Genomic DNA, 11661 nt, shown 5'->3' with positions numbered 1-11661 from the left:
CGCGTCGGCGGCCGCGAAGCCGACCAGCGAAGCGAACGCCCCGATCACCCCGCTGGAAACGTCAAAACCATAGAAGTAGGAAAGTTCCCATCAATGCTCAGCTCCCCCGCCCCGCCCCGCTGCCGCTGAACCCCCTCGATGGACAGCACCGCCTTGACGATGGCGGGAATCACCAGCCTGTTGACGTACCGGCCGAAGCACGTGTGCAGGCCCGCGCCGTAGTGGAGGTAGTCCGAGGTGGGCCGGTCGAGGCGGAAGTCCGTGGGGTCCTTGATTACCGAGCCGTCGAGCATCGCGGACTGGGTGGCGGCGAAGACGTAGGTGCCGGCGGGTACCAGGGTTTCGTGGTGGGTTCCGCGTGCGATGCGGTAGTCCGTGACGGTGCGTCGGATCACGCCCGCTGTCTGGGGCGCGAGGCGCATGGCCTCGTCGACGTAGCGAGAGAAGAGGGTGTCGTCACCCGCTCGGGCCGCCGAGCGGGCCGCGGCCCACTCCTCCGGTCTGCGGAGCAACTCGTCGATCGCGAGGGCGGATGCCTTCGAGAGGGTCGGGATCATGCCGACCAGGAGGCCGATCAGGTTGCTGCGGATCTCGGCGTCCGAGAAGGCGGTCGAGCCGTGTCCGTCCGCGAACTGCTGCCGTAGGAGCCGGTCGAGCACGGTGTCGCGGGCGGGGCCGCCGGACGCCAGCGCGGCCTTGCGCTCGGCGACCAGGGCGTCGACGTGCGGCTGGATCGCGGCGGTGGCCGCTGCCGCCTGCTCCGCGATGATGCCGTCGTGGGTGAGGTTCACGAACATCTCGGCGAACAGCACCCGTGCCCACTCGATCAGCGTGGGCTCGTCCGGCCCCGGTACGCCGAGGACTTGGGCCACGAGAGCGGCGGGGACGCGGTCGCAGATGTCCTTGACGACGTCGACCTGTCCGTTCGGCAGGGCTTCGGCCACCAGCCGGTCGGCGATCGTCGTAGCCAGCTCCGCGATGCGCGGCGCGTCCGACTGCGGGAAGGCGAGCCGTAGCAGCGAGCTGGCCCGCTCGTAGGCGGGCCCCTGGTTCAGGCCCAGGACGAAGTCGCCGGAGATCTTCCGCATCGGCGGTCCGTAGACGTCGACGGTGAACTGGCGGTCGTGGGTGAGCACTTCGACGACGTCGTCGAAGCGGGTGACGATCGCCGCGTCGCGGTAGACCAGCACCGGCTTGACCGTGCGCAGTACCTGGAACGCCTTCTGCGGATGGGCCACGAGCAGGTCCTGGAACAGGAGGCTGACCTGCTCGGTGAAGCGGTGCGCGTCCTCGCCCACGTCCTGGGTGATCCGCTTGAACTCGTCCAGAAGCGATTTGACTGGCATGGGGTGCCCTCACGGATGGTCAGTTGGCGAATTCGGCCAGGTACCGCAGCCCGTTGACGCCGGGCAGGAAGAAGTACTCACCACCACTTACCGTGACCGTGCGGGCCAGTGGGTGGACGAAGAACGGCGGGGCACCGTTGACCGTCATCTTGCCCCCTCCGTTGTGGCTGCCGAGCAGGACGTCCTTGTCGTCGCCCAGCCCGAAGGCGTTGCCGTCGTTGAGCCACTCCGCCTGGACGAACTCGAACTGTCGCTCCAGATCGGCCTGAAGAGAGGTGAAGACGAGACCGCGGTCCACGCCGTCGTCGGGCGCCCCGGGCGGCAGCGGCGGTCCGTAGGGCAGGCCGCGGCGGACCATACGGTGACGGTTGACGAGCTTGCCGTCGAAGGGCAGCGACGCACGCGGGTTCGCGCGGCGGATGTGCGCGCCGACCGGGCAGCGGTAGCCGCGCGGATCCTCGGCGAAGGTGAAGGCGTTGTTGCGGTGGGGGTCGGCGGCCAGTGCCGGATCGGCGCGCTCGGGACTGGTGTCCAGTGGTGTGCCGTCACGCCATCGGCCGACCAGTTTCGCCGCGAGCAGTTCCTCGTCGTCGGCGCACCACCGGGCAGCCTCCGTCAGCAGAGCGCGAAACGTGGCCACGTCCTGCCGGAGCTTGCGGTAGACGAGGTAACTGCCGTTGCGGGCCAGCTCGTCCATGGCCGGGGCGGCGGGCAGGACACCCTCCTCGTCGGGATATCCCAGTACGAACTCGCCCGCCCGCACCGGGCGCCACTGGCCCCGTCCCGCCATCGCGCCCTGCTCGGTGCGCGGTTTGACCTCCAGGCCCTCGACGTCCGGCTGGGACAGACCGTCGAAGTAGCCGAAGTGCTCGACTCCGCCGGGCAGCGCGGCCGCGGACTGCCGGGACACCACGGTCGCACCGGCCTCGGCGAGTTCGGCGTCCAGCCGTGCGGAGTCGGCCGTCAGCTGCGCCGGTTCCAGCGCGGACAGCAGGAGCAGCGCGTGCACCCGGTCCGTTCCCAGGCCGTCGCCCCAGTTCTCGGGGGCACTGGCGCCGTCGTCGCCGAGTTGCGCCGCCCTGGCCGCCATCCCCTCGAGGAACGCCTCCGGGAAGGTGCCGAGGAGCCGTTCGGGCAGTTCCAGGGCGCGCAGTCCGGCGGCGCTGAACGCCACGTTCAGGGCGGTGTCCGGCTTCGCCTGCCAGGGGGAGGCGGTCGTGACCTGCCCCGCGAGACGCCCGCACCATGCGCGCGCCGCCGAGGCGTCCCCGAAGTGGACGAACACGTACTCGGCGACCGGCATCCGGTAGCCACGCAGGACGAGGCCCTGAATGCCGTCGAGGTCCAGCCGGACGGTTGCGGTGGCGGTTGCCTTCATGCTGACTCCGGCGTGGTCGGTGACGGCCCCGAGGGTGCCCGGACATGTGCCGGTGCGGGGAAGCGTGTGAAGAACGCCTGCCGCAGGGCGGCGGGGTCCTTCCCCTGCGCGCCCACCGCGAATTCCGCCATTTGCCGGCGAAGTTCGAGCGCTTCTCTGACCTTCGCGACGGTGGCGTGCGGATAGGCGGGGAGGAAGGCGGTCGTTTCGATCTGGTTGTGTTTCAGGTACGCGATGAACGCACTGACATCGTCGGTACCCGGGTAACCCACACAATTTCCCCAGATGGCGTCCGCTTCGGCCCCCATCCGGGCGAGCAACTCGGTCAGGTACCGGTCGAGCGAGCCGTCGAAATTGCTCACGAAGACCAGGTACGAGGACTGGAGGGTGTCCCGGCGCTGCGGTGGCCCCTGGTGCACCAGGTCCCGGAGCACGATCCAGCGGGCGAAATGGGTCGTCCCCATTCGGGCCAGCGGGCTGTCCTCGCCGCCGGGAAGGCCGTCGAGGTAGTCCTGCAGTGCCGCGGTGCGACCGGGCAGGATCGGCGTCGTCGCCATGAAGGCGTACGCCTGACCGTTCGTGTTCGTCATGGCCTCTCCCCACTGCTCGGCCGCGGACAGCGCCTGGCCCTTCGGGCGCGGGCGGGGCCGCCCCTACAGGTGGTGTTGCACATCGGTGAGGAACTCCTCGTACGCCCGGCGGAACTGCTCGGGGTCCGTCAACTGCACGGTGCGGGCCTGGAAGTCGGCCAGCTTGTCCTGTACCGCGAGTGCGGAGATCACCGTCGTGGTCGTCGCCTCGGGATAGGCGGCGTAATAGTGGGCGATGGGCAGGTCGTTCTTGTGGATGTACTCCTTGAACGGCCCGACCGGCCGGGGACCGGGGAAGTTGACGCAGAATCCCCAGATCGCCTGCATACGCTCCGGAATCACTCCGGAGAAGGCGTCGATGTACTCGTCCCAGGTGCCGTTGAAGTTCGTTTCGAAGAACAGATAGTCGTAGCGGAGTTTCTCCTTGCGCTGAGGGGCGCCGTTGTAGGGGAACTCCTTGATGATGGTCCAGCGCGCGTAGTGGATGAACGACAGCGTTTCGAGCGCTTCCCGCAGCATCTTGACGCGGGCGCCGATGACGAGCAGCAGCCGCAGCAGTGGCGTGCGGCCCAGCTTGATCGGTGTCAGCGCGGTGATCGCGGTCGCTCTGCCGTCCGCGGCCCGTACGGCGTCGAGGTCGTCTTCGGGCTCCGCGACAAGGACCCCCGGGACCGGCCGTTCGGCGGCGGGCCCGCCGGGCACCGTGGCACCACTCATGTCGGCCCGCCTCCCGGCTCTGCTACGCCGGTGACGTGCACCGGGACAAACCTGATGCGGCCAAAGGTAATCACCCTGTGACTATAGGTACCCACAGGGCATATTTCGTATCTTTCGGTTATGTGTCTCTTTCTCGTTCCTCTCAGTCCCCGGCCCCGGAGAAGGGCGGCTCGTCCTCCTCCACCACATCCGGTCCCTCGGCCACCCGCCTCTCCATGAGCTGTGTCTCGTACAGATCGATGACCTGCTCGCAGGTGCGGCCGGTGTGCCGGGCCAGGTCGGTGAGTGCGGCCGTCGCCCAGTTCGCGAGGGAGAGGGCGAAAGCGATCAGTGCGTCGTCGCCCTCCGCGCGCTTGACCGCGATGAGGTGGGCGAGGTTCATGTACGGGATCAGATCCGGGGTGTCCACCCGTGAGTTCGCCCGCATCGCTTCGATCGTCAACTGGGTGGACTGTTCCCGCAGATGCAGCAGTCGGTCCCGTTCGCTGTGTACTTCCTCGAAGTACTTCAGTCGTTGCTCCCTGTCCACGACTACCTCCCCTGAGTGATGGCGTGATCACCGTAGCGCCGAAGGCTGTCGGTACATGCCGTTTTGGGGCAACGGGTCAACCGGCAGCGCACTCAGGGGACTTGTACGGACGCGGGCGGGGGCGCGGGCGCAGGTGTGGACATGGCTACGGTCACGGGGCCGGGCCCGGACCCGACCCCGACCTCACACCTCCACCGACACCGACTCCAGCGCCACCGTCGGATACATCTCGGGCTCCTCCTCCGGCAGCAGCGCCGTAGGCCCGTAGATCCAGTCGACGAACGCGTAGTCGTACGTGTCCCGGGCCCGGAACAGCGCGTTGCGTTGCAGGCGCCTCAGGCCGTCCAGGTGCCAGAGGTCGCCCCACTTGCGGGCGGTGAGGACCACGCGGCGGCAGTGCTCCGGGCGTACGGCCTCGTAGGCGGCGAGGGCCTTGTCCCAGTCGATGCCGGACGGGTCGCCTGAGCCCGACAACTTGGCGCTGGGTCCGGCCAGTTGGGCTCCCACGTGTTCGGCGAGGACCCAGCCGTCCTCGATGGCCATGACCGCGCCCTGGGCCATGTACTGCAGCGGCGGGTGGGCGGCGTCGCCGAGGAGGGCGATGCGGCCGTTGACCCAGTGGGTGATCGGGTCGCGGTCGAACATGCGCCACCAGCGGTCCCGCCACATGAGGGGGAGGCCCTTCTGGATGGGGGAGCAGGTGCCCTCGAAGGCGTCGTCGAGTTCGTCGGGGGTGCCCCAGTCCTCCTGGCCGGCCAGTGCCTTCGGCGAGGCGAAGACGGCGACCTGGTTGAACATCTCTCCGCCGCGCAACGGATATTGGACGAAGTGGCAGCGCGGGCCGATGTAGACCACGACGTCCTTCTCGTGGACGTCGTTGGCGCGTACCCGGTCGAAGGGCACCGCGCCGCGGTAGGCGACGTACGCGGAATTCACCGGCTCGTCCCGGACCAGCAGCTCCCGGGCGACCGAGCGCAGGCCGTCGGCGGCGATGACGGCCTCGGCCTCGTCGGTCCGGCCGTCGGCGAAGGTGACCCGCGCGCCGCCGGGGACGTTCTCGTACGCCACGCAGTGCGCGTCCGTGACCAGTTCGACGCCCGCTCGCGTGCAGGCGCCGAGGAAGATGCCGTGCAGGTCGCTGCGGTGGATCACGATGTACGGGAAGCCGTAGCGGCGTTCGAGGTGGGACAGGTCCAGGCGGGTCAGCTCGGTGGCGTCGAGCGCGTCCTTCATGATCATGTGCTCGGGCAGGACGCCGAGCGCGACCGCCTCGTCCAGGAGGCCGTACGCGTCCAGGATCCGGGTGCAGTTCGGTGCGATCTGGAGGCCCGCGCCCACCTCGCCGAACTCGGAGGACCGTTCGTAGAGCCGTACCCGCAAGCCCTTGCGGGCCAGCGCCAGCGCGGCGGAGAGGCCGCCGATTCCGCCGCCGATCACCAGGACGTGGGGACGCTGCGGGCCGGTTGGGCTCACGCCGCCCCCCATGTCGCTGCCCATGTCCTTCTCCCTGTCGGTGCTCATGGTGCTGGTCTCCCGATCCGTCAGAGCCACGCCGACAAGGGCTCGGCCGGTACGCCGTCGGCCGTCGTCACGCCCGTGTAGGGGCGGCCCGCCAGATAGGCCGCGACCTCGGCGGGGTCGCCCTGCACCGCGGGGACCTGGTCGCTGCCGCGCTTGGCGCGGATGTCGGCGCTCAGTGCCGCGAGGAAGGGGGCGGGGAGGTCGGCGAAGGTGACGGCGGTGCCGAGGTCGACGGCGTGCACCATGACCTCCCTGCTGCGGATCCACGGGGTTTCGCTCGCCAAAACGGTGCGGCCCTGCGCGGTGACCACCTCGGCCTGCCACTGCTGCTCGGTCAACTCGCCCATGGCATCGGCCAGTTGCTGCGCCGATTCCTCGAACCAGGAGGCGAGGCGGTCCGCGGACAGGGTGGCGCCCGACTCGATGTCCGCCGCGCGCTGCTCCGGCGAGCGGTACATGGGCGTGCGCTCGCCGGTGCGCGCCCAGTGCACGAGGTTGCCGAGCGCCTCGGCGTTCGCGGCCAGATGGGCCACGAGGTGCTTGCGGGTCCAGCCGGGCAGCGGGGTCGGCGCCTCGTACGCCTGCGCGTCGAGGCCCGCGAGGGCCTTGCGTACCAGCGAGGTGCCCTCGGCGGCCCAGGCCAGCGAGTCCTGCCGGGTCCTCATCGCGTGCCCTCCGGCGCGGTGCCGTTGCCCGCGATCACGCTGCTGTCCGCCACCACACGGTTCTCCAGGCGGCCCACGCCCTCGATCTCGGTGACCACCGTGTCGCCCGCCTCCAGGAAGACCTGCGGTTTGCGGGCGTGGCCGACGCCGCCGGGGGTGCCGGTGGCGATGATGTCGCCGGGGTTGAGCCGGACCGTCGTGGAGATGTAGCGGACCAGGTCGACCGGGTCGAAGAGCAGGTCGCCGGTGCTGTCCTGCTGCATGACCTGGCCGTTGACCTTGCAGCGGATGCCGAGCGCGGGGCGCGGGCCGCCGACCTCGTCGGTGGTGACGAGGTACGGGCCGAGCGGCGTGGTGGAGTCCCAGGTCTTGCCCTGGAGCCACTCACGGGTGCGGAACTGCCAGTCGCGGCAGGTGATGTCGTTGAGGACGGTGAAACCCGCGATGGCGGCCTCGGCCGCGGCCTCGTCCGCACGCCTGACCTGTGTGCCGATGACCACGGCGAGTTCGGCCTCCCAGTCGAACTGCTCGGTCTCCACGGGCCGTTGGATGGCGTCCTGCGCACCGATCAGACTGTCGGCGAACTTGCAGAAGAGCGTGGGGTGTTCGGGCAGCTCGCGGCCCATCTCCTTGATGTGGCGCTGGTAGTTGAGGCCGACGCAGACGATTTTGCCGGGGCGCGGCACGAGCGGGGCGAAGTCCGCCTCGGCGAGCGAATGGCGCGGGCCGTCGGCCGTCCTGGCCGTCCGCAGCCCGTCGGGCGAGGCGAGGACGGCACCCAGGTCGGGCAGCCCGAGGTCGACGAGCCCGTCCCCCTCGACACGGACGGCGGTGGTACGGCCTTCGACCCGGATGGTGGCGAGCTTCACGCGTGCGTCTCCTCGGCGGGGTTGTTCGCGAAATGAGCGGTCTAGGAAGGGGAGTTCTGAGTGCGGGCGTTGCCGTTGGTGAGGTTCTCGGTATGCGCGCGGAAGAGGTTGAGCTTGTCGAACAGGGGCGCGTCGCTGAACTGGAACAGATCGAGCGCGCCGGAGTCGGAGTCGGAGCCGGAGGCCTGCGAGCGGATCGACAGGGGCGTCCAGGACGGGACGACGAAGAGGTCGCCCCGGGTGACCGACCAGGAGCTCTCGCCCACGGTCACGCGGCCGGAGCCGTCGAACACCTGGTACACCGACGAGCCCGTCTCGCGCAGCGGCGCGGTCTCGGCACCGCTGCGCACACGGTGGAACTGCGCCCGGATGGTGGGCAGTACGTCCTGCGCGGTGGTGGGGTTGGTGTAGCGCACCAGCGCGTGGCCGGGCTCCACGGTGCCGGGGCGGCCGTCGCGTTCGAGTTCCAGCTGGTCGGCCAGGGCGGCGTCGGTATCCTCCCAGCGGTAGCGCAGCAGCGGGGTGCCCTGCCGGGTGCCGAGCTGGGAGACCGGTGCCAGGCCGGGGTGGCCCCAGAGCCGTTCCGAGCGCGAGCGATCGGGCGTCGTGAGTTCCTGCTCGGACAGCTCGTCGCGGCCGAAGTCGAAGAACTGCGCCTCGATGCCGTACTGGAAGGGGATGTCCAGGCCGTCGATCCAGGCCATCGGCCGGTCGGCGGAGTTGTGGTGGGCGTGCCAGTGCAGACCGGCCTGCGGCAGGAAGTCACCGCGCCGCATGGGCACCGGGTCGCGCTCCACCACGGTCCACACCCCCTCGCCCTCGACGACGAACCGGAAGGCGTTCTGGGTGTGCCGGTGCTCGGGCGCGTTCTCGCCGGGCATCAGGTACTGGATGGCGGCCCAGAGCGTGGGGGTGGCGTACGGCCTGCCGTCCAGGCCCGGGTTGGCCAGCGCGATCGCCCGCCGCTCGCCGCCACGGCCGACCGGCACCAGATCACCGGCACGCCCGGCCAGGTCGAGCAGCTCCTGCCACTCCCAACGATGGGGCTGTGCACGCGACTTGGGATGCGGTGGCATCAGATCGCCGATGCGGGTCCACAGCGGTACGAGCAGTGCCTTCTCGAAACCCCGGTAGAGGTCCTGGAGTTCGGGGGTCACCGGCGGCTGGTCGGGTCCGTCCTCGGCGGTCAGCCGGACGGGGGAGACGGCGTTGCCCTGTTCGGTCATGCACAGACCGTGCGTCGCCCGGCCGCTCCTGGAACAGTAGATTCTGCTCAGCAGAACACCTGCCCGAGAGGCGGCCACGGTGGTCAAGTCGATGAAGAATCCGCCGACTTACGGTGTGACGAGCGTGGACCACGCCCTCCAGCTGGCGGTCATCCTCCAGGTCGAAGGACCCCTCACGGTCTCCGAGGCGGCCCGGCGGCTCGGCGTGGCCCGCTCCAGCGCCCATCGGCTGCTCTCCACACTCGTCTACCGGGACTTCGCCGTGCAGCACCAGGACCGCAGTTACGGCGCGGGCCCGGTCCTGAACATCGCCGACAAGGCCCAGTCGAACGTCGGCGCCCTGCGCACCGCCGCCCTCGAACCGCTGCGCGCCCTGGTCGACACCCTCGACGAGACCGCCAACCTCATCATCCGCACCGGCCGGACCGTACGGTTCATCGCCTCCGTCGAGTGCTCCCGGGCGCTCAGGGTGGGCAGCCGCGAGGGCATGGTGTTCCCCGCGCACGAGGTGACCGGCGGCCTGGTCATGCTGGCGGAGCTCACCGACGAGGAGCTGGCGGCGCTCTACGACCCCGGCCCGGACGCCACCGAGGAAGGCCCCGACCTGGACAGGCTGCGCGGCGAACTGCACGCCGTCCGAAGCAGCGGGGTGGCCCTCAACCTGGAACGCTCCGAGCGCGGCGTCGTCGCCATCGGGCGCGGCGTGCGGGACCCCGACGCCCGTACGGTCGCCGCCGTCTCCGTGGCGATGCCGAGCCTGCGCTACCTGCCGCGACGGCTGACGGAGATCGTCGCCGCGCTGACCGCCACCACCGGGGCGATCTCCGCCGCGCTCGCCGCGGAGGCCGCCTGACGCGTCCGGGAGGGGCGGGCGGGCAGCCGGACGAAACGCACTGGCGATCCGGCCCGCCCACAGCCGACGATGTCCCTCATGAGTGAACAACCCGCACGATGGAGCAGCGCGACCACCTACCCCGACATGTGGGTGGACCCCGACGACGACCCCCGCGAGAGCGACGGGGACGGCCCGGAGGGCGAGCTCGCCACCCTGCTCGACTTCCTCTCCGGCTACCGCACGACCCTGCGGATGAAGTGCGAGGGCCTGGACCCGGAGCAGCTCGCCCGCCGTTCGGTCCCGCCGTCGACCATGTCGCTGCTCGGCCTGCTGCGCCACCTCGCCGAGGTGGAGCGCGACTGGCAGAACTGGATCACCGACGGCGAGCCGCTGCCCGGGCTCTACGACGCCGACGACGGCGACTTCCACGGGGCCGTCGCCGACCAGTCCGTGGTCGACGACGCCTACGCCACCCTGGCCCGCGAACAGGCCGCCACCGACGCCGCCGTGGCCGTGCACGCGGACCTGGGCGCCCGTGTGGGCAGGCAGAACATCGCGGTGCGCGAGTTCATGGTGCACCGGATCGAGGAGTACGCCCGGCACTGCGGGCATGCGGATCTGTTGCGTGAGTGTGTGGACGGGCGGGTGGGGCAGTAACGCCCCCGACTTGATAGGCAAGCCCACACTTGCCTATGGTGGGGTCGTGTCGGACGACCTCTTCAAGGCCCTGGCCGACCCCACCCGCAGGAAGATTCTCGACGAGCTGACCGAGCGCAACGGTCAGACGCTGTTCGAGATATGCGCGCGGCTCACCACCAGGCACGGGCTGGCATCGTCCCGTCAGGCGATCAGCCAGCACCTGGCCGTACTGGAAGCCGCGGGTCTGCTCCGGAGTCGGCGCCAGGGCCGGTACAAGTTCCATGACCTCACCACAGAACCGCTTGAGCAGATCGTTTCCCGGTGGCTCAAGCCCGAGACACCGGAGAGCGACCTATGAGGATCAATCTGTCGAGCGTCTGCGTCGACGACCAGGACAAGGCCCTGCGCTTCTACACGGAGGTGCTGGGGTTCGTGAAGAAGGAGGAGGTTCCGATGGGTGAGTTCCGGTGGCTGACCGTGGTCTCGCCCGAGGCGCCCGAGGGCACCGAGCTGGTGCTGGAGCCGGACGTCCACCCGGCGGTGCGGCCGTACAAGGACGCCCTGGTCCAGGACGGCATCCCGTTCACCTCGTTCGCCGTCGACGACGTGCACGCGGAGTACGCCCGCCTGCGCGCGCTCGGCGTGGAGTTCACCCAGGAGCCGACCGAGATGGGGCCGGTTACCACCGCGGTGCTCGACGACACCTGCGGCAACCTCATCCAGATCGCCCAGACCCACTAGCCACTCCCACGGCGGATCCCCAACTCCTGCCCGTCGGGCAGGAGTTGGGTCGTCCGAGCCCTCGACCGAGCGGCTCGCGCCTCGGCGTAGCGCCGCTGTGAGGGTTGCCCCGGCCTCGGCTCAGGCGCCGGGCAGCCGGTCGAAGAATCCCGCCACCGAGGTGATGCGTCCGTCCTCGGCCAGGGTGATCACGTCGAATCCGGCGGCGGGCGAGGAGCCGTCCGCCACGGACACCAGGTCCCAGGTGAAGCGGACCAGGTCGTGGTGCCCGTCGGGCTCGCCGGTGACCTTGAACTCGTAACCGGGGAACTGCGCCTGAGTGGCGCCGATGGCCGCGACGAGCTGCTCGTGGCCGCGGGCCTCGGTCAGCGGGTCGGTGTACGTGCCGTCCTCCGCCCAGGCCGCCGCGACCGCCTTCGCGCGGGCCTCGGCGTCGCGGGTGTTCCAGGCCGCGATGTACCGCTCGATCGCGCCGGTGTGGATGCTGGTGGTCAGGTTCATGGCGGGCTCCTCATACGTCGTGAAGTGTTGCGCTGCGACCCGCCGCACCCCGTGTGCGGCTGACGGGAACAAGACTGCTGCCTGCCCGTACGAGGGTCGATTAC

The 11661-nt window shown here is 70.1% G+C and carries 14 protein-coding genes; 4 read left to right on the top strand and 10 right to left on the bottom strand.

Annotation, left to right across the window (positions count from 1 at the left end; all coding sequences use genetic code 11):
* Positions 1-44: 44 nt before the first annotated feature.
* From HUT18_RS07065 to HUT18_RS07025, 9 genes are all read right to left on the bottom strand, one after another.
* A complete protein-coding gene (locus HUT18_RS07065) occupies positions 45-1346 on the bottom strand; it encodes a cytochrome P450 (protein ID WP_176098792.1) in 1302 nt (433 codons plus the stop codon).
* 19 nt (positions 1347-1365) lie between these two features.
* On the bottom strand, positions 1366-2724 hold the full coding sequence (locus tag HUT18_RS07060) for a Dyp-type peroxidase (RefSeq protein ID WP_176098790.1): 1359 nt from the start codon (positions 2722-2724) through the stop codon (positions 1366-1368).
* Positions 2721-3314 (bottom strand): hypothetical protein, encoded by a 594-nt coding sequence (locus tag HUT18_RS07055; protein ID WP_176098789.1) that lies wholly within the window; start codon positions 3312-3314, stop codon positions 2721-2723. The genes HUT18_RS07060 and HUT18_RS07055 overlap by 4 nt, the downstream gene beginning before the upstream one ends.
* Before the next feature lie 63 nt (positions 3315-3377).
* Complete coding sequence (locus tag HUT18_RS07050) at positions 3378-4031, bottom strand: hypothetical protein (RefSeq protein ID WP_176098787.1); 654 nt, start codon at positions 4029-4031, stop codon at positions 3378-3380.
* A 142-nt stretch (positions 4032-4173) separates the two neighbouring features.
* The gene (locus HUT18_RS07045) at positions 4174-4560 is read right to left on the bottom strand and encodes a hypothetical protein (RefSeq protein ID WP_176098785.1); all 387 of its coding nucleotides are present in this window, start codon (positions 4558-4560) and stop codon (positions 4174-4176) included.
* A 183-nt stretch (positions 4561-4743) separates the two neighbouring features.
* Entirely contained in the window at positions 4744-6045 is a 1302-nt protein-coding gene (locus HUT18_RS07040; protein WP_176104335.1) for an FAD-dependent oxidoreductase, read from the bottom strand.
* Between the two features lie 56 nt (positions 6046-6101).
* The gene (locus HUT18_RS07035; protein WP_176098784.1) at positions 6102-6746 is read right to left on the bottom strand and encodes a maleylpyruvate isomerase family mycothiol-dependent enzyme; all 645 of its coding nucleotides are present in this window, start codon (positions 6744-6746) and stop codon (positions 6102-6104) included.
* A complete protein-coding gene (locus tag HUT18_RS07030; protein ID WP_176098783.1) occupies positions 6743-7615 on the bottom strand; it encodes a fumarylacetoacetate hydrolase family protein in 873 nt (290 codons plus the stop codon). The genes HUT18_RS07035 and HUT18_RS07030 overlap by 4 nt, the downstream gene beginning before the upstream one ends.
* Positions 7616-7656: 41 nt before the next feature.
* On the bottom strand, positions 7657-8841 hold the full coding sequence (locus tag HUT18_RS07025; protein WP_176098782.1) for a cupin domain-containing protein: 1185 nt from the start codon (positions 8839-8841) through the stop codon (positions 7657-7659).
* 115 nt (positions 8842-8956) lie between these two features.
* Here HUT18_RS07025 and HUT18_RS07020 point away from each other — a divergent pair, with 115 nt between their 5' ends.
* The 4 genes from HUT18_RS07020 to HUT18_RS07005 all read left to right on the top strand — a co-directional run bounded on the left by HUT18_RS07020 (position 8957) and on the right by HUT18_RS07005 (position 11056).
* A complete protein-coding gene (locus HUT18_RS07020; RefSeq protein WP_368661507.1) occupies positions 8957-9694 on the top strand; it encodes an IclR family transcriptional regulator in 738 nt (245 codons plus the stop codon).
* Between the two features lie 69 nt (positions 9695-9763).
* Entirely contained in the window at positions 9764-10333 is a 570-nt protein-coding gene (locus HUT18_RS07015; RefSeq protein WP_176098780.1) for a DinB family protein, read from the top strand.
* A gap of 46 nt (positions 10334-10379) precedes the next feature.
* Positions 10380-10673, top strand: a complete 294-nt coding sequence (locus HUT18_RS07010; RefSeq protein ID WP_176098779.1) for a helix-turn-helix transcriptional regulator — start codon at positions 10380-10382, stop codon at positions 10671-10673.
* The gene (locus HUT18_RS07005) at positions 10670-11056 is read left to right on the top strand and encodes a VOC family protein (RefSeq protein ID WP_176098778.1); all 387 of its coding nucleotides are present in this window, start codon (positions 10670-10672) and stop codon (positions 11054-11056) included. Before HUT18_RS07010 ends, HUT18_RS07005 begins: the two co-directional genes overlap by 4 nt.
* A 120-nt stretch (positions 11057-11176) precedes the next feature.
* Here HUT18_RS07005 and HUT18_RS07000 read toward each other — a convergent pair whose 3' ends face one another.
* On the bottom strand, positions 11177-11557 hold the full coding sequence (locus tag HUT18_RS07000; RefSeq protein WP_176098776.1) for a nuclear transport factor 2 family protein: 381 nt from the start codon (positions 11555-11557) through the stop codon (positions 11177-11179).
* Positions 11558-11661: the final 104 nt, after the last annotated feature.

The sequence above is a fragment of the Streptomyces sp. NA04227 genome (assembly GCF_013364195.1).
Taxonomy (GTDB): Bacteria; Actinomycetota; Actinomycetes; order Streptomycetales; family Streptomycetaceae; genus Streptomyces.
Note: the sequence above shows the minus strand (reverse complement) of the source record. Positions and strands in the feature narration are given on the sequence as shown.

Bases quoted from the DNA above. Each gene is read 5' to 3' on its own strand.
- HUT18_RS07065 (WP_176098792.1), bottom strand. From the start codon at position 1,346: ATGCCAGTCAAATCGCTTCTGGACGAGTTCAAGCGGATCACCCAGGAC.
- HUT18_RS07015 (WP_176098780.1), top strand. From the start codon at position 9,764: ATGTCCCTCATGAGTGAACAACCCGCACGATGGAGCAGCGCGACCACC.
- HUT18_RS07005 (WP_176098778.1), top strand. From the start codon at position 10,670: ATGAGGATCAATCTGTCGAGCGTCTGCGTCGACGACCAGGACAAGGCC.
- HUT18_RS07040 (WP_176104335.1), bottom strand. From the start codon at position 6,045: ATGGGGGGCGGCGTGAGCCCAACCGGCCCGCAGCGTCCCCACGTCCTG.
- HUT18_RS07025 (WP_176098782.1), bottom strand. From the start codon at position 8,841: ATGACCGAACAGGGCAACGCCGTCTCCCCCGTCCGGCTGACCGCCGAG.
- HUT18_RS07035 (WP_176098784.1), bottom strand. From the start codon at position 6,746: ATGAGGACCCGGCAGGACTCGCTGGCCTGGGCCGCCGAGGGCACCTCG.
- HUT18_RS07050 (WP_176098787.1), bottom strand. From the start codon at position 4,031: ATGAGTGGTGCCACGGTGCCCGGCGGGCCCGCCGCCGAACGGCCGGTC.
- HUT18_RS07060 (WP_176098790.1), bottom strand. From the start codon at position 2,724: ATGAAGGCAACCGCCACCGCAACCGTCCGGCTGGACCTCGACGGCATT.
- HUT18_RS07055 (WP_176098789.1), bottom strand. From the start codon at position 3,314: ATGACGAACACGAACGGTCAGGCGTACGCCTTCATGGCGACGACGCCG.
- HUT18_RS07000 (WP_176098776.1), bottom strand. From the start codon at position 11,557: ATGAACCTGACCACCAGCATCCACACCGGCGCGATCGAGCGGTACATC.